Annotated in this window: 22 protein-coding genes; 15 read left to right on the forward strand and 7 right to left on the reverse strand. The window is 74.6% G+C overall.

Annotated elements, in window-relative coordinates; translation table 11 throughout:
* The first annotated feature begins 12 nt into the window (after window positions 1-12).
* The 4 genes from ACGFZP_RS19915 to fxsA all read left to right on the forward strand — a co-directional run bounded on the left by ACGFZP_RS19915 (window position 13) and on the right by fxsA (window position 4,567).
* Window positions 13-1,635, forward strand: a complete 1,623-nt coding sequence (locus ACGFZP_RS19915) for an amidohydrolase (protein WP_392934476.1) — start codon at window positions 13-15, stop codon at window positions 1,633-1,635.
* Between the two features lie 76 nt (window positions 1,636-1,711).
* Complete coding sequence (locus tag ACGFZP_RS19920) at window positions 1,712-2,167, forward strand: GNAT family N-acetyltransferase (RefSeq protein ID WP_392934477.1); 456 nt, start codon at window positions 1,712-1,714, stop codon at window positions 2,165-2,167.
* A gap of 135 nt (window positions 2,168-2,302) precedes the next feature.
* Window positions 2,303-3,943: an apolipoprotein N-acyltransferase gene (gene lnt / locus ACGFZP_RS19925; protein ID WP_392934480.1), complete on the forward strand. Its 1,641-nt coding sequence runs from the start codon at window positions 2,303-2,305 to the stop codon at window positions 3,941-3,943.
* A 54-nt stretch (window positions 3,944-3,997) separates the two neighbouring features.
* Complete coding sequence (fxsA, locus tag ACGFZP_RS19930; protein ID WP_392934482.1) at window positions 3,998-4,567, forward strand: FxsA family membrane protein; 570 nt, start codon at window positions 3,998-4,000, stop codon at window positions 4,565-4,567.
* Between the two features lie 214 nt (window positions 4,568-4,781).
* On the opposite strand, the gene ACGFZP_RS19935 is transcribed toward fxsA, so the two are convergent.
* From ACGFZP_RS19935 to ACGFZP_RS19945, 3 genes are all read right to left on the reverse strand, one after another.
* Window positions 4,782-5,156, reverse strand: a complete 375-nt coding sequence (locus tag ACGFZP_RS19935; protein ID WP_030396357.1) for an RNA polymerase-binding protein RbpA — start codon at window positions 5,154-5,156, stop codon at window positions 4,782-4,784.
* Window positions 5,157-5,442: 286 nt separating this feature from the next.
* Entirely contained in the window at window positions 5,443-7,101 is a 1,659-nt protein-coding gene (locus ACGFZP_RS19940) for a hypothetical protein (protein ID WP_392934486.1), read from the reverse strand.
* Between the two features lie 186 nt (window positions 7,102-7,287).
* Window positions 7,288-7,482 (reverse strand): hypothetical protein, encoded by a 195-nt coding sequence (locus ACGFZP_RS19945; protein ID WP_063346460.1) that lies wholly within the window; start codon window positions 7,480-7,482, stop codon window positions 7,288-7,290.
* Between the two features lie 396 nt (window positions 7,483-7,878).
* On the opposite strand from ACGFZP_RS19945, the gene ACGFZP_RS19950 reads away from it, so the two are divergent.
* The 4 genes from ACGFZP_RS19950 to ACGFZP_RS19965 all read left to right on the forward strand — a co-directional run bounded on the left by ACGFZP_RS19950 (window position 7,879) and on the right by ACGFZP_RS19965 (window position 10,651).
* Window positions 7,879-8,295, forward strand: a complete 417-nt coding sequence (locus ACGFZP_RS19950) for an ankyrin repeat domain-containing protein (protein ID WP_392934490.1) — start codon at window positions 7,879-7,881, stop codon at window positions 8,293-8,295.
* Between the two features lie 24 nt (window positions 8,296-8,319).
* Window positions 8,320-8,850, forward strand: coding sequence for a GNAT family N-acetyltransferase (locus ACGFZP_RS19955; RefSeq protein WP_392934493.1), 531 nt, complete (start codon window positions 8,320-8,322; stop codon window positions 8,848-8,850).
* Between the two features lie 68 nt (window positions 8,851-8,918).
* The gene (locus ACGFZP_RS19960) at window positions 8,919-10,019 is read left to right on the forward strand and encodes a serine hydrolase domain-containing protein (protein WP_392934495.1); all 1,101 of its coding nucleotides are present in this window, start codon (window positions 8,919-8,921) and stop codon (window positions 10,017-10,019) included.
* Window positions 10,020-10,153: 134 nt separating this feature from the next.
* A complete protein-coding gene (locus tag ACGFZP_RS19965) occupies window positions 10,154-10,651 on the forward strand; it encodes an NUDIX domain-containing protein (RefSeq protein ID WP_392934498.1) in 498 nt (165 codons plus the stop codon).
* A 19-nt stretch (window positions 10,652-10,670) separates the two neighbouring features.
* Here ACGFZP_RS19965 and ACGFZP_RS19970 read toward each other — a convergent pair whose 3' ends face one another.
* The 3 genes from ACGFZP_RS19970 to ACGFZP_RS19980 form a co-directional block, all read right to left on the reverse strand.
* Window positions 10,671-11,330, reverse strand: coding sequence for a vitamin K epoxide reductase family protein (locus tag ACGFZP_RS19970; RefSeq protein WP_392934499.1), 660 nt, complete (start codon window positions 11,328-11,330; stop codon window positions 10,671-10,673).
* 68 nt (window positions 11,331-11,398) lie between these two features.
* Window positions 11,399-12,220 (reverse strand): DsbA family protein, encoded by an 822-nt coding sequence (locus ACGFZP_RS19975; protein WP_392934501.1) that lies wholly within the window; start codon window positions 12,218-12,220, stop codon window positions 11,399-11,401.
* A gap of 194 nt (window positions 12,221-12,414) precedes the next feature.
* Window positions 12,415-13,092 (reverse strand): hypothetical protein, encoded by a 678-nt coding sequence (locus ACGFZP_RS19980; RefSeq protein ID WP_392934503.1) that lies wholly within the window; start codon window positions 13,090-13,092, stop codon window positions 12,415-12,417.
* Window positions 13,093-13,445: 353 nt separating this feature from the next.
* Here ACGFZP_RS19980 and ACGFZP_RS19985 point away from each other — a divergent pair, with 353 nt between their 5' ends.
* The 5 genes from ACGFZP_RS19985 to ACGFZP_RS20005 all read left to right on the forward strand — a co-directional run bounded on the left by ACGFZP_RS19985 (window position 13,446) and on the right by ACGFZP_RS20005 (window position 18,864).
* Entirely contained in the window at window positions 13,446-13,937 is a 492-nt protein-coding gene (locus ACGFZP_RS19985) for a hypothetical protein (protein WP_392934504.1), read from the forward strand.
* Entirely contained in the window at window positions 13,934-14,320 is a 387-nt protein-coding gene (locus ACGFZP_RS19990) for a hypothetical protein (protein ID WP_392934505.1), read from the forward strand. The genes ACGFZP_RS19985 and ACGFZP_RS19990 overlap by 4 nt, the downstream gene beginning before the upstream one ends.
* Window positions 14,321-14,420: 100 nt before the next feature.
* Complete coding sequence (locus ACGFZP_RS19995) at window positions 14,421-15,371, forward strand: formylglycine-generating enzyme family protein (RefSeq protein WP_392934507.1); 951 nt, start codon at window positions 14,421-14,423, stop codon at window positions 15,369-15,371.
* 188 nt (window positions 15,372-15,559) lie between these two features.
* On the forward strand, window positions 15,560-17,881 hold the full coding sequence (locus tag ACGFZP_RS20000; protein WP_392934509.1) for an arylsulfatase: 2,322 nt from the start codon (window positions 15,560-15,562) through the stop codon (window positions 17,879-17,881).
* A gap of 95 nt (window positions 17,882-17,976) precedes the next feature.
* The gene (locus ACGFZP_RS20005) at window positions 17,977-18,864 is read left to right on the forward strand and encodes a CHAD domain-containing protein (protein ID WP_392934511.1); all 888 of its coding nucleotides are present in this window, start codon (window positions 17,977-17,979) and stop codon (window positions 18,862-18,864) included.
* Window positions 18,865-18,902: 38 nt separating this feature from the next.
* On the opposite strand, the gene ACGFZP_RS20010 is transcribed toward ACGFZP_RS20005, so the two are convergent.
* On the reverse strand, window positions 18,903-19,691 hold the full coding sequence (locus tag ACGFZP_RS20010) for a uracil-DNA glycosylase (protein WP_392934514.1): 789 nt from the start codon (window positions 19,689-19,691) through the stop codon (window positions 18,903-18,905).
* 148 nt (window positions 19,692-19,839) lie between these two features.
* Here ACGFZP_RS20010 and ACGFZP_RS20015 point away from each other — a divergent pair, with 148 nt between their 5' ends.
* On the forward strand, window positions 19,840-20,808 hold the full coding sequence (locus ACGFZP_RS20015; protein WP_392934516.1) for a slipin family protein: 969 nt from the start codon (window positions 19,840-19,842) through the stop codon (window positions 20,806-20,808).
* A gap of 92 nt (window positions 20,809-20,900) precedes the next feature.
* Complete coding sequence (locus ACGFZP_RS20020) at window positions 20,901-21,365, forward strand: CBS domain-containing protein (RefSeq protein WP_392934518.1); 465 nt, start codon at window positions 20,901-20,903, stop codon at window positions 21,363-21,365.
* Window positions 21,366-21,405 lie beyond the last annotated feature (40 nt).

Here is a 21,405-nt window from a genome sequence, read left to right on the forward strand (position 1 = left end):
AGACTTGGCGTCATGACCGAACGCACCCTCCGGACCGTCCTGCTGCGCGGCGGCGCCGTCTACAGCCCCGCCGACCCCTTCGCCACCGCGATGCTCGTCGAGGGCGAACACATCGCCTGGGTCGGCAGTGACGGCGCCGCCGAGGCGTACGCCGACACCGCCGACGAGATCGTCGACCTGGACGGCGCGCTGGTCACCCCCGCCTTCGTCGACGCCCATGTGCACGCCACCTCCACCGGACTGGCGCTCACCGGCCTCGACCTCACCGGCAGCCCCTCGCTGGCCGCCGCACTCGACGCCGTGGCCGCCTTCGTCGCGGCCCGGCCGGAGCCCGACGGCGTCCTGATCGGCCACGGCTGGGACGAGACCGGCTGGCCCGAGGGCCGCCCGCCCACGCTCGCCGAGCTCGACGCGGCCGCCGGCGGCGCCGCCGTGTACCTCTCCCGCACCGACGTGCACTCCGCGCTCGCCACCACCGCGCTGCGCGCCCTCACCGAGGGCCTCGCCGACCGGCCCGGCTTCCACCCCGAGGGCCCGCTCACCCGCGACGCCCACCACGCCGTCCGGCGGACCGCGCTCGCCCACCTCACCCCCGAGCAGCGCCGCCGCGCCCAGCGCGCCACCCTCGACCGCGCCGCCGAGCTCGGCATCGGCGCCCTGCACGAGTGTGCCGGACCGGAGATCTCCTCCGAGCAGGACCTGACCGCCCTGCTGGCCCTGGCCGCCGCCGGCGACGGACCCGAAGTGTTCGGGTACTGGGGAGAGTTGGGCGGAGCGGGCCGCACCGGCGTGGAGACCGCCCGGCGGCTCGGCGCGGTGGGCGCCGGCGGCGACCTCTTCGTCGACGGCGCGCTCGGCTCGCACACCGCCTGCCTGCACACCCCCTACGCCGACGCCGAGCACACCGGCACGTCCTACCTGAGCGCCGAGCAGGTCGCCGACCACGTCGCCGCCTGCACCGAGGCCGGCCTGCAGGCGGGCTTCCACGCCATCGGCGACGCCGCCGTCACCGCCGTCCTGGACGGCGTCCGGGCGGCCGGCCACCGGGTCGGCGCCGACCGGGTCAGGGCGCTGCGCCACCGGGTCGAGCACGCCGAGGCGCTGGACGGGAAGTCCATCGCCGCGTTCGCCGAACTCGGCCTGACCGCCTCCGTCCAGCCCGCCTTCGACGCCGCCTGGGGCGGCCCGGACGGCATGTACGTCCAGCGCCTGGGCGCCGAGCGCGCCGCCGCCCTGAACCCCTTCGCGGCCCTGCTGCGGGCCGGCGTCCCGCTGGCCTTCGGATCCGACGCCCCCGTCACCGCGCTCGACCCCTGGGGCACCGTCCGCGCCGCCGCCTTCCACCGGACCGCCGAGCACCGGATCTCCGTCCGCGCGGCCTTCACCGCCCACACCCGGGGCGGCTGGCGGGCGCTCGGCCGGGACCAGGACGGCGTCCTCGTCCCCGGCGCGATCGCCAGCTACGCGGTCTGGGCCGCCGACGAGCTGGTCGTCCAGGCCCCCGACTCCCGGGTCGCCGGCTGGTCCACCGACCCCCGCTCCGGCACCCCCGGCCTGCCCGACCTCACCCCCGGCCGCCCGCTGCCGGCCTGCCTGCGCACCGTCGTCCGGGGCCGCACGGTTTACCTCGCCTGAGCGGCGCCCCCGCCCGGGGGAGTCCCGGTCCGAAAACGCGGTGAACGGCGCGCCGCCGGTGCGTAGGTTGGCCGCCATGACCGATCACCCGCTGGTACCCGCCGACTTCACCGTCCCCCGCGAGCTCGTCGCCGAGGGGTTCCGCCTGGAGCCCCTCGGCGAGCAGCACAACACCTCCGACCTCCTGGCCTGGACGGCGAGCATCGACCACATCCACGCCACCCCGGGCTGGACGGGCACCTGGCCGCCCGGCGAGGGCATGTCCCCCGAGCAGAACCTCGCCGACCTGCGCCGCCACGCCGCCGACTTCGAGAACCGCCGCGGCTTCACCTACACCGTCCTGGAGCCCGCCGCCGACGAGGTGATCGGCTGCGTCTACATCTACCCGGACCGTGAGGAGCCGTCCGTGGCGAAGGTCAGCTCCTGGGTCCGCGCGGACCGCGCCCACCTCGACGCCCCGCTGTACCGCGCCGTCGCCGGCTGGCTCGCCGAGGCCTGGCCGCTCGGGGAGGTCCGCTACACCCCGCGCTGACGCGGGCCGGTGGCCGGTACCGGAACCCGACCTCACGGCCGGGTGTCATTCCGGGGTACCTTCTTCGGACAGCGTCCGAACAGTCGCCCCGCGCCCGCGGGGACGGCCCCCAGAGAAGATGGTGCGCAGGTGGCCATGCCCGTCACCCAGGAGCGGCCCGGCGCCGCACCCGAGACACCCGACGTGGCAGCCGGGCCCGGCCGGGCCGCCCGGGCCCTCGCGAAGGTCCGTGCCGGGCTGCCCCGCACCGGCCTCGCCGTGCTCGCCGGCCTGCTGCTGGCACTGGCCTTCCCGCCGTTCGACCTGTGGCCGCTGTCGATCGCCGGCGTCGCGGTGCTCTCGCTGCTGACCCGGGGCCGCACGGCCCGACAGGGGGCGTGGACGGGGTTCGCCTTCGGGCTGCCGTTCTTCCTGCTGCTGCTCAGCTGGCTGCGGGTGGTCGGCTGGGATGCCACCATCGGGCTGTCCGTCATCGAGGCGCTGTTCCTGGCAGCCCTCGGCGCGGGGCTGGCCGTCGCCTCCCGCCTGCCCGGGTGGCCGCTGTGGGCGGCCTGCCTCTGGGTCACCCAGGAGTGGGCCCGCGACCGGCTGCCGCTCGGCGGCTTCCCGTGGGGGCGCCTGGCCTTCGCGAACACCGCCACCCCGTTCACCCCGCTCGCCGCGCTCGGCGGTGCCCCGCTGGTGACCTTCGCGGTCGCGCTCAGCGGCACCCTGCTGGCCTGGGCCGCCCTGCGGCTGCGCGGCCCCCGCCGGTCGCCGCGGGCCGCCGCGCTCGCCGCCCTCGGGGCGGTCGGCGCACTGGCCGGCGGATACCTCGTCCCGGTGCCCACCGCGCCCGCCGACACCGTCAAGGTCGCCCTGGTCCAGGGCAACGTGCCGAACCCCGGCATGGACTTCCTCGGCCGCCCGATGATGGTCCTCAACAACCACGCCTCCGCGACCGAGCGGCTCGCCGCCGACATCAAGGCCGGCAAGGTCGAGCGCCCGGACATCGTGATCTGGCCGGAGAACTCCTCCGACCTCGACCCCTTCACCGACCCGCTCGCCTACCAGCGCATCGACGAGGCCGTGAGGGCGATCGGGGTGCCCACCCTGGTCGGCACCCTGGTCGAGGGACCGGACGAGCAGCACGTCCAGAACGAGGGCATCGTCTGGGACCCGAAGACCGGCCCCGGCGCCTCCTACACCAAGCAGCACCCCGTCCCGTTCGGCGAGTACGTGCCGTTCCGCGACCAGCTCTCCAAGGTGATCACCCGCCTCCAGCGGGTCGCCCAGGACTTCTACCCCGGCGACCACAACGGCGTCATGCAGCTCGGACCGGCCAGGATCGGCGACGTGATCTGCTTCGAGGTCGCCTACGACGAGATCGTCCGCGACACCGTCGACCAGGGCGCCCGGGTGCTGGTCGTGCAGACCAACAACGCCACCTACGCCAGGACCGGCCAGCCCGAGCAGCAGCTCGCGATGTCCCGGCTGCGCGCCGTCGAGCACGGCCGGGCCGTGCTGATCGCCGCCACCAGCGGCATCAGCGCCGTGATCGCCCCCGACGGCTCGGTGGTCCAGCAGACCGAGGAGCTGACCGCCGCCGAGCTGTCCGCCGTCGTCCCGCTGCGTGACGGCATCACGGTGGCCGACCGGGTCGGCGCCGTGCCCGAGTGGACGCTGGCCGTCGCGGGCCTGCTGGCCTGCGGCGCCGCGGTACTGCTCGGCCGCCGCCGGTCGCGCACCGGAGGAACACCCGGCAGCGGCGAGTCGTTGGACCAGGTGGTGCCGTAGCCGGCCCGGACCTCCCGTGCGGCGCGCAGACACCGCTTGGAGTGGATTCGTACCGTGAGCCAGCAAGCTACCCCCGCCCGACCCGCCCCGCGCGGAAGGCTCCGGCGGGTGCTGCCGCTGCTGATCACCGCCTGGCTGGTGCTGGAGATCTGGCTGCTGGTCCAGGTGGGTTCGTGGCTCGGCGGCCTGACCGTCGTCCTGCTGCTCATCGCCGGCGCCGTGATCGGCGGCTCGCTGATCAAGCGGGCCGGCCTGAAGGCCCTGTCGGCGGCGATCGACCAGAGCCGAGACCCCAAGTCCCAGCAGCCCCAGACCGGCACCAGCCTCACCGTGCTGGCGGGCCTGCTGCTGATCGTGCCGGGCTTCCTGTCGGACGCCCTGGCGCTGACCCTGCTGTTCCCGCCCACCCGGGTGCTGTGGCGGGCCGCCGGGCGGCGGGTCGCCGACAAGGCGCTGCGCAGCACCGCCGGCGCCGGGGCGGACCCGTTCGCGGACGCGGTGCGGCTGCAGGAGCAGCTGCGCATCCACCGCCCGGACGGCAAGGTGATCCAGGGCGAGGTGGTCGAGCCGGGTGTCGGCCCGCAGGGCCCGGACACCACCTACCGTCCGCCGATCAACGGCTGACCCCCGCCTGCCGAGGCCGGTGGCCCGGACCGTCCGGTCCGGGCCACCGGCCGTCGTCGTCCGCCTGGAGCCGTCCTCTGGTGGATCCCGCCGGGCCGACCCGGATCAGGACGGCCGCACCGGATCGGGCACGGTGCCGGATCCGGACAGCGCGAAAGGGACCCTGGTGCCCAGGGTCCCTTTTCGGCGTGCTCCCGCCGGGGCGGGAGCGGGGTCAGGCGCTCTTGCGGGTGTCCCGCGGGTGTACCGCGAGGTTCATCCCGCCGGAGCGGAGCACGGCCAGCCGCTCGGCCAGTACCTCCTCCAGCTCCTCGCGTGTCCGGCGCTCCATCAGCATGTCCCAATGGGTACGCGTCGGCTTGGTCTTCTTCTCCTCCGGCTCATCACCGTCGAGGAGTACCGCCTCCTGGCCACAGAAGCGACATTCCCAGGCCGAGGGGATCTCCGCCTCGACCGAGAAAGGAACCTCGAATCGGTGTCCGTTCTGACATGCATACTCGACGGTCTGGCGGGGAGCCAGATCGATACCGCGGTCGGTCTCGTAGCTAGTGGCCCCGAGTCGCGTGCCGCGGAGAGCTCGCTCGCTCATGAATCGTGCCTCCCGGGCTTATGGCCCACAGGACTAGTGGTCGCTGTTCTTCGTCGTTCGGTCAACGCTCGGCTTCCGACGAAGATTCCCGTCCGGGGACATGCGTCGTCTGTCGTGCCGTCCCTGTTTGTACCCACCAGCGCCCGATTTGTCACATCTGGCCGGTGATATCACCCCAGGTGTCACCTATTTCACATCTGGCGATCGGTCGGCCTTTCCGTGACGAGCGTACCGGGCCGGGCTCCGGCGCGGCCCCCCGGCCCTCGCCGGGGGCCGCGCCGTGCGGTCAGGGGACCGGACGCGGGCGAACCGCCGAGTGCTCCTTGGCGAGGTCGACGCCCGCCCGCAGCCCCGGGGCCGCCGGCTCCGCCGACAGGACCGGCGGCGGCCCGTCCGGGCGGGGCGGCACCTCGGCGGACGCGGTGGGCGCGGCGGCCTCGGTACGGGTGTCGCGGTGCGGCAGGAGGGCGATCACCGCCTCCCGCAGCTGGGCGGGCGCCTCCTCGTCCAGCGGGTCGACGGTGGCCGGCACCTGGAGGCGGACCGGCGCGCCGTTGCCGATCCGGGCGTAGCCCCGCCCGGCGGGGGCGTGCGCGGCCGGCACGATGTCCAGCGGCACGCCGAGCGCGGCGTAGCCCTCCTCGGGCCCGGTCGGGCCGAGCACCACCCGGGCCCGGGTGGTGGCCCGGACGGTGGGGGTGATCCGGTCGCGGGCCTCCACGTCGTCGGCGATCACCACGGTGACCCGGGCGGCGCGGCCGTGCCGCAGCGGGAGCTCCAGCAGGTCCTGCGGATCGGGGCGGCCCTCCGCGTGGGCCAGCTCGCTGAGCTCCGTCGGGTGGTCCAGGAGCAGCCAGAGCGGCCGGGTGACGTCCTCGGGGGCCGCCGTCCCGGAGTGCCGGGCGGCGTTCAGTGCGGCGAGGCGGCGCTCGGTCTCCTGGGCGGCCCACTCCAGCGCGGCCAGCGCGCCGTGCAGGCTGGTCTCCACCGTGTGCACGCCCGGCCGGTTGACCAGGCAGGCGTGCTCGCCGGTGCCGGCGCCGTCGATCACCACGAGGTCCCCGAACGGGAGCGCCTGGAGGGCGATCGAGCGGATCAGGCTGGAGGTCCCGTAGCCGGTCGAGCCGAGGGCCAGCAGGTGCGGCTCGGCGGAGCGCGGACCGGTGCGCCAGACCACCGGCGGCTGCTGGGCGATCACCCCGCCCTGGCCGACCGGGATGGTCCGGGCGCTGCCGTCCTCGTCGGTGAAGCCCAGCACGATCTCCCCGGGCGCCGCCACGAAGCGCTGCGCCGCGATGTCGGTGGGCAGCGGCGCCAGGGCGCAGATCCGCAGCTTGTTGGACTCCTCGTCCCAGTCGAAGCGGTACTCCCGGGCGCGGCCGGCCTTGCCCTGGACGACCTGCTCGATCCGCGCCCGGGCGGCCGGCTCGGTGTCGGTGAAGTACGCGGGGTAGGCGAGCTCCAGCCGGGAGAGCCGGCCCTCGCCGTCGAACTCCCAGGAGGAGAAGGCCTCCTTGTAGGCGCCCTCGTGGCGGTACAGCGGGTTGAGGTCCTCCGGCCCGGCCAGGTACGGGGTCAGCGCCGCGTACAGGGCGGTGAGCTTGATGTCGGCGACGTCCGGCTCGGGCGGCGCCGGCGGCGCCTTGGGGGTCCGGCCGACCCAGGCCGAGCTGGCCATCAGGGCCACCAGGGCGAACAGCAGCCCGTGCGGCAGCAGGTAGATCCCGAGCAGCATCGCGGCGACCAGGAACACCGTCGGACCGCGGCGCTCCTTCGGGGTGGCCTGCCAGCGCTCCCTGGCCCAGCCGGCGTGGTGGCGCAGTCCGCGGCCGATGACGGTCAGCGGCGCGAACATGTCGGAGGCGTGGTCGCCGGCCGTGCGGGCCAGGTCGCGGCCCCTGGTGAGGTGGTCGCGGCCCTTGCTGAGATGGCGGTTGAGCGGCATTCCTGGGCTCCCCGGGCGAGTGGGACGGGTCGGGTTCGGGAGGTCGGCTTCGAGCGGCTTCACGGGTGTACGACGGAGCCCGGGGCGGTGGGATCCGCGCCCGGGCCCGTGCGGGAACTGTCAGGCAAGCCCTGCGGCCCCTAGGGCCCGTCTTCAAACCCGCGTCCGCGGGGTTGAAGACGGGCCCTAGAACTTGAGGCCGCCGAGCAGGCTGGCGAGGCTCGCACCGCCTGCGGTGATGCTCGGAGCGATCGACGATCCGGCCACGTAGAAGCCGAAGAGGGCGCAGACGACGGCGTGGGAGACCTTTAGTCCGTCCCTGCGGAAGAAGAGAAAGGCGATGGTGCCGAACAGGACGATGCCGGAAATCGAGAGGATCACGCTCTGCTCCTCGGTGAGGGGGACAGGGACAGTGTCACGGAAAGTGCCCTAATCGTGACAAAAAGTAATAGATGATGGAACGGTGCAAATGGGTGGTTTCTGCGGTCAATACCGGCCCGGACCCCCGGGAGAGGTATGCGAACCGCCCCGACCGGGGCCTCGAACGGCCCCGGACCGGCGCGCCGAGGCATTCCCGGTGGGCGGGCGGGAGCCTTCCGGGGGTGCCGGGAAGTTCGCCCGAACGGCTGCGCGACCCTCCCGCCCGTGTGTCGTGCGGGGGAATGCCGCCATCCGGAATCCGGACGTGTACTGGTTCGTCCGGGTGTCCGGCCGCTACGGTGCGGTACGCGCAGCCGGAACCACCACGACCTGTCGACCACCGAGGAAGGGCCCGCCATGACCGACGCCGCCACCCCGCAGTCCCCCGACGTCCCCGACGCCGAGGTGATCGCGCTGGCCGGGAAGCTGTTCGACGCCGCCCGCACCGGCGACACCGACACCCTGGCCGCCTACGTGGACGCCGGGGCGCCCGCCGGACTCACCAACGACCGCGGTGACACCCTGCTGATGCTCGCCGCCTACCACGGCCACGCCGCCACCGTGGGCGCCCTGCTGGCACGCGGGGCCGACCCGAACCAGGCCAACGACCGCGGCCAGACCCCGCTGGCCGGCGCCGTGTTCAAGGGCGCCGAGGACGTGCTCGCCGTCCTCCTGGACGGCGGCGCCGACCCGCAGGCCGGTACGCCGTCCGCCGTGGACACCGCCCGGATGTTCGGCAAGGAGGAGCTGGTCGCCCGATTCGAGGGTCGCTGACCGAAGGTCGTAGGCTTTTCAACCATGGAGAGCACCACGGGGACCACGACCGTCCAGAACGGCACCATCGAGATCCGCGTCACCGGCTACGGCCACCCGGACGCCCAGCGCCTCTCGGCGCAGGTGCAGGAGGAGTACGTCCAGCGCTACGGCGACGGCGACCTCACCGTCCTGCACCCCGACGACTTCGAGTCGCCGGCCGGGCTGTTCCTCACCGCCTACCTCGACGGCGAGCCCGTGGCCTGCGGCGGCTGGCGCGCCAAGACGGCCGGCCCGAACGGGATACGTGACGGCGACGCCGAGCTGAAGCGGATGTTCGTGGTCCCCGCCGCCCGCGGCCGCGGCCTCGCCCGGGCGCTGCTCCGCCGGCTGGAGACGACCGCCGTCGAGGCCGGGCGCACCCGCTTCATCCTGGAGACCGGCACCGAGCAGCCCGAGGCGATCGCGCTGTACGCCTCCGAGGGGTACGGGCCGGTCGAGAAGTTCGGCATCTACCGCGAGCACCCGCAGAGCATCTGCCTGGGCAAGGAGTTCACCGGCGCGGCCGCCGTCTGACCCGGCGCCCGCTGGGTAGGCTCCCGCCCGGCGGGGGCGGACCGGCGGACCGGCGGGCGGGGGAGCGGATGGACGGGCAGTCGCGGCGACCGGCAGGGCCGGGTGGCGGCCCGGCCCCGGTCGGCCTCGCCGAAATCAGTGCTCCCGGCGGGGTGTTGGACCGGCTGGTACGGGGTGAGCTGCCCGCGGTAGGGGCCGGCGCCGTCTGGGCGGTCGGCGACCTCGGCGGGGTCCGCGGCCGCGGCTGCTCCGGCGCCCTCGGCCAGGGCCCGTACGCGTCGTCCGAGATGCGCCGCGACACCCTGTTCGACCTCGCCAGTCTCACCAAGGTCGTCGCGCTATGGCCCTGCGCGGGCGCGCTGTGGCAAGCCGGCCGACTGCCCCTGGACGAGCCGCTGGGGCGCTACTGGCCGGCCGCCGCAGGTCGACCGGTCGGCGAGGTGACGGCACGTCAACTCCTCACCCACACCGCCGGGATGCCGCTGCGCACCAACCTTGAGGCGCTCTACGGCCGCGACCCGTCGGGCATCCGGGCCGGCCTGCTCGCCGCCCCGCTGCACCGCCCGCCCGGCAGCGCCGTGGAGTACACCGACCGCGCCGCCATCGTCCTCGGCCACCTGGTCGAGCACCTCGCCGGCGGCCCGCTCGCCGAGCTCGCCGCCCGGCAGGTCTGGCGGCCCCTCGGCATGGCCGACACCCGGTTCGGACCGCTGGACCAGGGGCAGACCGCCCGCGCCGCGCCCACCGAGTACGAGCCGGCCGCCGGCGGCCACCTGCGCGGCGTCGTGCACGACCCGTCCGCGCGCCTGCTCGGGGGTGCCTGCGGCAGCGCCGGCGCCTTCTCCACCGCCGACGACCTCGGGCGGTTCCTCACCGCCCTGCTCGCCCCGCCGCCCGGACTGCCCTGGGCGGGCCCGTGGACCGCCGAGTCCCTGCGCGAGCAGACCGCCCCGCTGGCCCCGGCCCGCGGCCTGTCCTGGCTCTGCGCCCCCGGCACCGACCCCGCCGAGGGCACCTTCGTCCACTACGGCTTCACCGGTACCGGGATCTGGATCTCCCGCCGACTCGGCCGCTGGGCGCTGCTGCTCACCAACAAGGTCCACTACAGCCGCGAGACCCAGCCCCTCACCGACCTGCGCAACGCCCTCCGCCGGGCCGTCTTCGGTTAGGTCCCGTCCGGCCGGGCGAGCTCCGGGCCCGTACCCACTCGATCGGGTGGATCCGGGCACGAACAGCCCCGGCCCGGGACGGCCGTGCGGCAGAGTGGCCCGCTCCGGAGAAGGCCACCAGCGGAGGAGGCGCCGTGACCGACACCTGGCTCTCGGAGGAGGAATGGCTGGCCGGCATGGTCCGTGCCTACGTCGGCTGCAGCGTGCTGCTCACCGACCCGGCCGACCGGGTCCTGCTGCTGAAGGCCACCTACCGGGGCCGGTGGCAGTTCCCCGGCGGCGCGATGGACCCGGGCGAGGGTCCCGCCGAGTGCGCCGCCCGCGAACTGCGCGAGGAGACCGCGCTGGTCGCCCCGGAGCTGCGCCTGCTCGTCGTCGAGTGGCGCGAGCCCATCCCCCGGCAGGGCCGAAACGCCCACCCCGCCGTCCAGTTCATGTTCGACGGCGGCACCGTCCCGGCCGACACCCCGCTCACCCTGCAGGCCGACGAGGTCGCCGACTACGGCTTCTTCCCGCCCGCGCAGGCCGCCCCGCTGCTGCACCCCAGCGCCGCCGACCGGCTGACCCGGGCCCTGCACGTCCGTCGGACCGGCGGCACCGCGCTGCTGCGCTCCCCGGGCTACCTCGGGTAGCCCGGGGCGGGCCCGAGGGTCAGAGCAGGGTGCTCCAGTAGTACCAGAACCGGTTCAGGATCAGCAGGGCGATCACCGCCGCCCACAGCACGGGCAGTGCCCAGTGGTAGCGGGCGGCCTCCCGTACCACCGGGCGCAGCCGCGGACCGACCGGGATGACGCCGGTGCGCAGGTTGTGCAGCGTCGTGTACCAGAACAGCGGGATCACCGTGGCCCAGACCACCATGCAGTACGGGCAGAGCGCGCCGATCTCGTACAGCGCCTGGTCGATCAGCCAGTGGACGAAGACCACGCCGAGCAGGGTGCCCGCATGCAGCCCCAGCCAGAACCAGCGGCGGTACGCGGCGCCGGCCAGCAGCCCCGCGCCGATCGCCGCCAGCGCCGCGAAACAGGCCAGCCCGAGCAGCGGATTGGGGAAGCCGAAGACCCCGGCCTGTTCGGTGCGCATCACCGAACCGCAGCTGATCACCGGGTTGATGTTGCAACTCGGGACGTAGGACGGGTTCTCCAGGATGCGGAGCTTGTCGAAGGTCAGGACGGCCGAGGCGGCCAGCCCTATCAGCCCGCCGAGCAACAGCAGCAGGGCGAACGGCCGGCTCGCGCCGATCGGCGAACGGCCGGACGGTGCACCGTCGGCGGCCGCGGGGCGGGAGGGGTTCACGACGGTCGGGGCGGTCATGGCAGAGCACTCCGGTGGGTGTGAAGGGCCCGGCCCGGCCGGGACGTCGGCCGGGCCGGTGGTGCTCACTACAAGCCCGCGGCCTGCTTGACCTGCGAGGTGAACTGCTCGGGCGTCACGGCGCGGTTGCCGCTGAACAGCGTGATCGGCTTGCCGTCCAGCTTCACCGTCGGAGTGCCGGTGACGCCGCTGTCGTTGAACGCGTCCGCGACCTTGGCCGCCCACGGCGCGTACGTCCGCTCGGTGACCGCCTTCACGAAGGCGTCCGACTTCAGCCCGGGCACCTTGTCGGCCAGCTCCAGCAGGTGGTTGACGTCGCCGAAGTCGTCCTCGCGCTCGTCCGGCTGGTTGGCGTACAGCACGTCGTGGTACTGCTTGAACTTGTCCACGCCCTCGTTCAGCGCGGCGCCGACGGCCGCGAGCGCGGTGCGCGAGCCCCTGCCGCCGAGGTTCTTGTCCAGGAACGCGGCCAGGTGGTATTCGACCTTGACCGTGCCGTCCTCGGCCAGCTTCCTGACCGACTCGCCGTTGGTCGCCTCGAAGTTCTTGCAGACCGGGCAGCGGAAGTCCTCGAACACCTGCAGGGTGTGCGCGGCGTCGGCCTTGCCGTACACCACCAGGGTGCCGTCCGGACCGGAGGCGTTGGCAGGCACGACCAGGGCCGTCGGCTCGGCCGCCGCCGAGGAACCGGCCGAGGACTTGTCGTCACCGCCCGCCGCGCTGATCGCCAGCGCGGTGCCGCCCGCCAGGGCGAGCACGGCCACGATCGAGACGCCGACGACGATCCGCCGACGGCGGCCGGCGGCCAGCTGCTCCAGGCGCTGCGCCTCCTGGATGCGCTCGCGGGCGCTGACGCGCTGGGACTGCTTACGGGTGTTGGGCTGGCTCATGGGTGGGTCAACTCCTGTACGGGGCGCGCGGTGCGCGCGGGATCGCCGCCTCGGCGCGGCGCGCGGCGCGCAAGGGCGCCGGCCGTCGCGAGGGGCCTGGTCGGATCAGGAGGAGCGCGCTGCCAGCGGCCGTGCGGCGGGGCTCGCCGCGGTGCCGGGGGTCCGTCGCAAGGACGGTTCGGGCCGGTCGGGGCTCAGCAGGCAGGCGCGAAGGCCGGCGGACCGCGCCGGGGCGCCGGGCTGAGGACCACGTCCTCGCGGCGCGGGAGCAGCAGGTCGAGGACCGGCAGCGGCACCCGCAGTACCGGCCGCTCCACCGGCGGGACCAGCAGCAGGAGCAGCGCCCGCAGCGGGGCCGCGAGCGACTGGTGCAGGGCGCGCAGGGCGCGGGCCAGGCCCGACAGGGCGGCGTCGCCCAGCCGCAGCCAGGCGGCGGCGGCCAGCGCCACCACCAGGTGCGCGAGCAGGACGAGCAGCTGGGTGGCCGCGGGCGCGATCGCCCCGGCGTGCCCCAGCGGCCCGGAGAACAGCGAGCCGTCCACCGAACCGCCGCCGCAGACCAGCAGGTTCATGCCGCGCGCGGGGGCGTGGTCCGCCCCGAGGAGCGGACCACAGCCGGACTGGCCCAGGTTGAAGGTGGTGTTGAGCAGCAGCTCGATCGGCACCAGCACGGCCGAGATGTGCAGCAGCCGCCGCTCCCCGCCGGCCAGCGCGGTCGCGACCAGGAAGACGGCGGCGGTCGCGGCCGCCACCAGGTTGAGCGGCAGCGGGCGACCGGTGATGACGACCTGGCCCAGCGCGGACAGCGGCACGGCGAGCGCGGTGAACACCGCGGCCCGCAGGGCCCTGGTCGCGTGGGTGGAAGCCGTCATGCCCCGGAGTATGCCACGAGGCTTACCGCCCGCACGAGGGCGCGGCAGGGGCCGACCCGCTCGCGGTCGAACAGGTTGCCCGTCGTCGATCGGTCGTTCGCCGGACGGGGACAGGGAGTTCACCGGGGCGATGGGTTTGCGGCCGGGCTGCGCACTGAAAGGCCGTCAGGGACTGCCGGGGCGGGTGTGGGCGATCCGACAATCGGGCGATGGACCATGCCACCGGCCTGCCGACCCCGCCGGTGCCGCCGTCGGCACCGCTCCCACTGCTCCCACCGCTCCCACCGCTCCCACCGCATCCGCCCCACCTGCCCGTGCCGCTCCCGCCCGTGCCGCATCCACCCCACCCACCGGTGCCGCCGACGCCGCACCCGCCGCCGTACTGCCCGAGTCCGACGGCCTCGCCCTCCGCCGTTCCGTCGCCGCCGCCCGCCTCGGTCCCCGCCACACCCGCACCCGCACCCGCGTCCTCGCCGTCACCCACCCACCCGCCGCCGGCGGCCGACCCGTCGACCGCCCGCCCCACGCCCCAGCGGACCACCGCCGCGCCCCCGCCCGGATCCGGGAGGGCGAAGCCCGTCGAACCACTCGCCGCCCCGCCCACGCCATGGCGGTCGCCGAGCGCCTCCCCCGACCAGACCCCCACGGCCGCCCCGACCCCCACCGCCCCGCCGACCGCGACCATCGCCGTCGTCGTCGCACCCCCGCCACCCGCCGTCGGCCCGGCCACGGCCGGCCTCGACCCGGCGGTCTGGACGGCCGTACTGCTCCTCACCGCCCTGATCCCGGCCGCCCTCGCCGCAGCGATCGGCCACCACCACCCGAACCACCGGAGCCGCCGATGAACCCCGGGCCCCTGCTCAGCGCCGCCGCGGCCATCGCGGTCGCCATCACCGCCCTCGCCGTCGCCCACCGCCTGCGCCCGGCCGTCCCCGCGGGCGAGATCCCGCCCGAACCGCACGCCACCCTCGCCAGCATCGGCTCCGGCCTGCTCTCCGGCTTCATCCTCCTCACCAGCTTCCTGATCGCCACCGGCTGGGCCTCCCACACCACCGGCCTCGTCCCGCCCCGGGGCCTCTACGCCGCCGACCTCGCCGCAGGAGTGGCCGTCCTGCTCTACCCCGCCCTGGCAGGGCTCCCCTTCAGCCCGCGCTACATCACGGCGGTGTGCTTCTTCGCCGCCCTGGTCGGCTACTCGATGTCCCTGGCGATCCAGCTGAGGCCGTAGGGCCTGCTATCAAGGGCCGCACCCCGAAGCCGCTGCCCGGGCACTGCCGACCGCGTGTCCTCCAGGGCGGGAACGGCGGCCTGGTGCAGGGTCAGGTGCCATGACGACCAGCACGGGCAGCGCACCGATCACCCGAGGGATGGAGCTGGTGAACGGCGGGACCTTCCTGATGGGCAGCGACGGCTTCTACCCCGAGGAGCAGCCGGTCCACCCGGTCACGGTGGACGGGTTCCGGATCGACCGGCACCCCGTGACGGTGGCCGCCTTCCGGCGCTTCGTGAAGGACACCGGCTACCGCACCGTCGCCGAACGCACCCCGCACGGCGCCGACTACCCGGGAGCCGATCCACAGGAGCTGGTGCCCGGAGCGCTGGTCTTCCACCGCACCGCCGGGCCGGTGGACCTCGACGACTGGCGGCAGTGGTGGTCCTACGTCCCGGGCGCAGACTGGCGCCATCCGGCCGGCCCCGCCAGCACCCGGCACGGCCAGGAACTCCACCCGGTGACCCAGATCGCCTACGAGGACGCCCTCACCTTCGCGCAGTGGGCCGGAAAGGACCTGCCCACCGAAGCGGAGTGGGAGTACGCCGCCCGCGGCGGCCTCGACCGGGCGACCTTCGCCTGGGGCCAGGACTTCACCCCCAAGGGGCGCCGAATGGCCACCACCTGGCACGGCCGCTTCCCCTGGGAGCACCTGCCCGCCGGCCGGCACGACACCGGCCCCGGCACCACCCCCGTGGGCACCTACCCGCCCAACGGCTACGGCCTGTACGACATGACCGGCAACGTCTGGGAGTGGACCCGGGACCACTACACCGACCGGCACCCCCACCCCGCGCCGGGCACCTGCTGCGCACCGCGCAACCCCGCCGCCGACCCGCCCCGGCCGCAGGACGGCACGGCCGCGGAGCGCTTCCCCCGCCGGGTGATCAAAGGCGGCTCGTACCTGTGCGCCCCGAACTACTGCCTGCGCTACCGGCCGGCCGCCCGGCAGAGCCAGAGCGAGGACACCGCGACCTGCCACCTGGGCTTCCGCTGCGTCCTGCGGTGACCGGGCCCGCCCGGGCGGGCCTCCGGCACGGCCCACCCGGCCGGCCCAACCGGGCGGGCGCCGGGCCTGCACCCGGCCCTGATCCGGCCGAGGATGGACGGTTGAGAGCCCGTCCACCGCCAGGCGGGCCCACCGACAGAAGGTGGCAGGTCGTGTCCTCGACGTTTCGTGGTGTCGTCAATCTCGACGTGCGTGACTCAGTGCCGGACTGGTCGGCGTACGAGCAGCCGAAGGCCCCCGAGGGCGCGCCCAACGTGGTCTACGTCGTACTGGACGACGTCGGGTTCGGCGCGATGAGCTGCTACGGCGGCCCGATCGAGACCCCCAACATCGACCGCCTCGCCGAGCAGGGCCTGCGCTACTCGCAGTGGCACACCACCGCACTCTGCTCGCCGACCCGCTCCGCCCTGCTGACCGGACGCAACCACACCACCAACGGCATGGCCTGCATCAGCGAGGCGGCCATCGGCTTCCCCAACGCCAACAGCCACATCCCGCCGGAATGCGCGACCCTCGCCGAGATCCTGGTCGAGCGCGGCTACTCCACCGCGATCACCGGCAAGTGGCACCTGTGTCCGGAGGACGAGATGAACCTCGCCTCCACCCGCCGCAGTTGGCCGCTCGGCCGGGGCTTCGAGCGCTTCTACGGCTTCCTCGGCGCCGAGACCAGCCAGTGGTACCCGGACCTCGTCCACGACAACCACCCCGTCGAGCAGCCGGCCGGCCCCGAGGACGGCTACCACTTCGGCACCGACATCACCGACAAGGCCATCCAGTACTTCGACGACGTCAAGGCGATCGCCCCCGAGCGGCCGGTCTTCCTCTACTACGCGCCGGGCTGCGCCCACGCCCCGCACCAGGCGCCGAAGGAGTGGATCGAGCGGTACCGCGGCCGCTTCGACGCCGGCTACGAGGCGATGCGCGAGGAGATCCTGGCCCGCCAGAAGGAGCTCGGACTCGTCCCGGCCGACACCGAGCTGCCGCCGCTGAACCCGATCGGTACCCCGCAGACCCGCAGCGGGCCGCACGGCGAGCCCTTCCCCGCGCTCGACTTCACCCGTCCGTGGGCGGAGTTGAGCGCGGACGAGCGGCGGCTGTTCGCCAGGATGGCCGAGGCGTACGCCGGGTTCCTGTCCCACTGCGACGACCAGGTCGGCCGGCTGCTCGCCTACCTGGAGGACGTCGGGCAGCTCGACAACACCGTCTTCGTGGTGGTGTCCGACAACGGCGCGTCCGGTGAGGGCGGCCCGAACGGCTCGGTCAACGAGAACAAGTTCTTCAACAACGTCGCCGACGACATCGACGACAACCTGGCGATGATCGACAAGATCGGCGGCACCGAGACCTACGGGCACTACCCCAACGGCTGGGCGATGGCCTTCAACACGCCCTTCAAGATGTGGAAGCGCTACTCGTTCAACGGCGGCACCTGCGACCCGTGCATCATCTCCTGGCCGGCCGGCATCGCCTCCCGGGGCGAGGTCCGCACCCAGTACCACCACGCCGTGGACATCGTGCCCACCGTCCTGGACTGCATCGGCCTCGAACTGCCCGAGAGCGTCCGCGGGCACGTCCAGACGCCCCTGCAGGGCGTCAGCATGCGGTACTCCTTCGACGCCCCCGCCGTCCCGTCGGCCCGCTCGACCCAGTTCTACTCGATGCTCGGCACCCGCGGGATCTGGCACCAGGGGTGGAAGGCCGTCACCACCCACCCCGCGATCAGCGGCTGGGGCGAGTACGCGCTGGACACCTGGGAGCTCTACCACACCGACGTGGACCGCTCCGAACTCCACGACCTCGCCGGGCAGGAGCCGCAACGCCTCACCGAACTGATCGGCCTGTGGTTCTACGAGGCCGGCGTCAACCAGGCCCTGCCGCTGGACGACCGCTCGGCCCTGGAGATCCTCTCCACCCCCCGACCGCAGCTCACCCCGTCCCGCAACCGCTACACCTACCGGCCCGGCGGTTCCGAAGTCCCCGAGGCCGTCGCGGTCAACATCCGCAACCGGTCCTACTCCGTCGGCGCCCTGGTGGACATCGACGGGCCCGGTGCCTCCGGCGTGCTGTTCGCCCACGGCGGGCGGTTCGGCGGGCACGCCCTGTTCGTCCGCGACGAACGCCTGCACTACGTGTACAACTTCCTCGGCACCGACCACCAGGTGATCACCGCCACCGAGGACCTGCCGACCGGCACCGACCTCATCCTGGCCGCCTCCTTCGACAAGGACGGCGAGGTCGCACCCGGCGTCGCCACCGGCATCCTCAGCCTCTACCACGGTGACCGCAAGGTCGGCGAGGGACGCATCAAGACCCAGCCCGGCCGCTTCACCCTGGCCGGCGAGGGCCTCAACGTCGGCCGCGACGGCGGCGAGGCCGTCAGCGAGCTCTACCCGGGCTCCGCCCCGTGGGCCTTCACCGGCGCCACCCTCCACCGGGTAGCGGTCGACGTCAGCGGCGAGCCGTACATCGACCTGGAGACCGAGGCCCAGGCGATGCTGGCCCGCGAATAGCACCGCGAGGGCCGCCGGCACCCGCCGGCCCGGCTGGGCCGAGTGGGCCTAGCCTGGAATGTGTTCCGACGGCCCAGCCGAGAGGGTGAGCGCCCGTGGCAGCACCGGAGAGCACCGTGGGGGCCGTTCTGCTGGAGCGGATCGGGGCGCAGGCCGGGGTGCTGGCCGGGCTGGACGACGCCGTCCGGGCGGACGCGCCGGACGCGGTGCACCGGATGCGGGTCGCCTGCCGGCGCCTGCGCAGCGCCCTGCGGACGTACCGGCGGCTGCTGCGCGGCGGCGCCGCGGACGGGCTGGTGGCCGAGCTGCGGTGGCTGGGCGCGGAGCTCGGGCGGGCCCGCGACCAGGAGGTGCTGGGCGAGCGGCTGGTCGCACAGGCGCGGGAGCTGCCGGCGGAGTGCGGTCCGGACCGGGTGGTCGCGGCGCTCCGGCGGTGGGAGCGGGAGGAGTACCGGCGGAGCCGGCCGGAGGTGGCCGCGGCACTGGACAGCCCGCGCCGCCACGCACTGGGCGAGGCGCTGGCCGCGCTGCTCGCCGACCCGCCGTTGCGCGGGCGGGCCGGGCGTCCGGCGGGGCCGGAACTGTCCAGGATCGCCGCGCGCGAGCAGCGCCGGACGGCGGAGCGGATCCGCCTCGCGCTCGCGGTGCAGGGGGCCGGTCCGGAGCGGGCGGCGGCCCTGCACGAGGCGCGGAAGGCGGCGAAGCGGGCCCGGTACGCGGGGGAGACGGCGGAGCCGGCGGTCGGGCGCGCGGCGCAGCGGTACACCGAGCGGATGAAGGCCGTGCAGGAGCTGCTGGGGGAGCACCAGGACGCGGTGGTGGCGGCGGCCGCGCTGCGGGAGCAGGCCGCGCCCTCGGGGGAGCCCTTCGGGTACGGGGTGCTGTACGGGCGGCAGCTGGCGGACGCGGACGCGGCGCGGCGGGGGCTGCCGGCGGTGTGGGCGCGGGCGGCGGAGCCCGCGCTCGCGCACTTCCACGGCTGACGCTGACGGTTCGCGGTCCGGTCCGGTCCGGACAGGCCCTAGGTACGCGGCGACAGGCCCGCCGAGTGCGCCGCGGTGCGCAGCAGCTCGCGGAGCATCGCGGTGGTGAGCCGGCCGGTGTTCGTGTTGCGCGGGCTGACGTGGTAGCAGCCGTACAGCTCCAGCGGCGGGCCGCCGTCGGCGGCGGGCAGGGTGGCGTGGGCGCCGTGGCCGAAGGCCGGCCGGGGCCGGGGGAGCTGCCAGCCGGCGGCGGCGACGGCCGGGAGCAGGGCCTGCCAGGCGAAGCCGCCGAGGGCGACGACGGTGCGCACGGTGGGCCGCAGCAGCTCCAGTTCGCGGGTGATCCACGGGCGGCAGGTGTCGCGTTCGGCGGTGCTGGGCTTGTTGTCGGGCGGGGCGCAGCGGACCGGGTCGGTGATGCGGACGCCGTCCAGGCGCAGCCCGTCGCCGTACCGGACGGACTCCGGGCGGTTGGCCAGACCGAGGTCGTACAGCGCGGCGTAGAGGAGGTCCCCGGAGGGGTCGCCGGTGAAGATCCGGCCGGTCCGGTTGGCGCCGTGCGCGGCGGGGGCGAGGCCGACCAGGACGAGCGGGGCGTCGGCCGGTCCGAAACCGGGGATCGGGCGGGCCCAGTAGTCCCAGTCCCGGTAGGCGCGGCGCTTGGTGCGGGCGGTCTCCTCACGCCACTCGACCAGCCGCGGACAGGCGCGGCAGCCGGTGACGACGCGGTCCAGCGCGGCCAGTCCGTCGGCGCGGGCGGCGGCCTCGACGGGGTGGCGGGGGTGGCCGGGGTCGGTGGCGGGGCCTTCGTCGACGGGCTGCGGCATGGGGATGATCGTAGGGCTTCGAGGGCGTGCGGCTCGGCCGTTCCGGCGGTGCTCCGGCAGGCGTAGCGTGGAAGCAGCTGCTCCGGCGGTCCCCGGCTGGGCCGGGTCGCGACGGCCGGGGCGCGGTGCTGGGCGCGAGGAGACCGCGATGCTGATAATCGATGCGGTGGTGGTGGCCATCGTCCTGGCGGCGATCTGGGCCGGGCTGAGCGTCCGGGTCGTCCAGCAGTACCAGCGCGGGGTGGTGTTCCGCTTCGGCCGGGTGCGCGAGCAGATCCGGGAGCCGGGGCTGGTCAGGATGCTCCCGGTGGCGGACCGGTTGCGCAAGGTGAACGTGCAGATCGTGACGATGCCGATCCCCGCGCAGGAGGGCATCACCCGCGACAACGTCACCGTCCGGGTGGACGCGGTGGTGTACTTCCGGGTGGAGGACCCGGTGAAGGCGACGGTCAACGTGCAGGACTACAACTTCGCGATCTCCCAGGTCGCGCAGACCTCGCTGCGCTCGATCATCGGCAAGAGCGAGCTGGACGACCTGCTCGCCAACCGCGAACCGATCAACCAGGGCCTGGAGCTGATGATCGACAGTCCGGCCCTGGGCTGGGGGATCGAGATCGACCGGGTGGAGATCAAGGACGTCGCGCTGCCCGAGTCGATGAAGCGCTCGATGTCCCGGCAGGCGGAGGCCGAGCGGGAGCGCCGGGCGCGGATCATCACGGCGGACGGCGAGTTCCAGGCGTCGGCGCGGCTCTCGGAGGCCGCGGCGGTGATGAGCGCGACCCCGGCGGCGCTCCAACTGAGGCTGCTGCAGACGGTGGTGGAGGTGGCGGCGGAGAAGAACTCGACGCTGGTGCTGCCGTTCCCGGTGGAGCTGCTGCGGTTCCTGGACGCCGCGACGGACACCCACCGGCGGGTGCAGCCGGCGTCGGCGCCGGATGCGTCGGTGGCGGCGGCCGAGGGGGCACCGGGTGCGCTGGACATGCCGGTGCCGGGCGTGGAACAGCTGGAACTGCCGCCCCTGGAGGAGCTGCTGGAGCGGTCGCCGCTGGACCCGCTGCCCGAGCCCTCGCAGAACGGCGGCGGCGCGGGCCCGGCGGCCCCGCAGGCGGCGGCCTGAGCCCGCGCGTCCCGGCGATGCCCGGTGGCGGCGCTCCCGGGAGCGGACCAGGATGGAGTCACGGGAGTGGCAGGCAGGTCAGGAGGCCGATCATGACCAGAGCCGGAGACATCATGCACCCGGGCGCGGAGTGCATCGGCGAGCACGAGACGCTCGCCGCCGCGGCCCGGATCATGCGGGAACGCGACGTCGGGGCACTGCCCATCTGCGGTGAGCGGCAGAAGCTGCTGGGCATCGTGACCGACCGGGACATCGTGCTGAAGTGCGTCGCCGAGGGCCGTGACCCGGCGCAGGTGACGGCGGGCGAGCTGGCCCAGGGCCGGCCGATGACGGTCGAGGCGGACGAGGACGTGGAGCAGGTGCTGCGGATGATGGAGCAGCACCGGGTGCGGCGGCTGCCGGTGATCAACCACCCGGAGCACGAACTCGTCGGGATGATCAGCGAGGCGGACATCGCGCGCGGGATGCCCCAGGCGCGGCTCGCGGAGTTCGTGTCGGCGGTCTGCGCCGAGGAGACGCCGAGGTCGACGGAGGTGCAGGAGCCGCAGGGCGTGTAGGTCCGCAGCCGGGGCCCGTCGGCCGCCCGGCCGACGGGCC

The sequence above is a fragment of the Kitasatospora sp. NPDC048239 genome, assembly GCF_043202015.1.
Lineage (GTDB): Bacteria > Actinomycetota > Actinomycetes > Streptomycetales > Streptomycetaceae > Kitasatospora.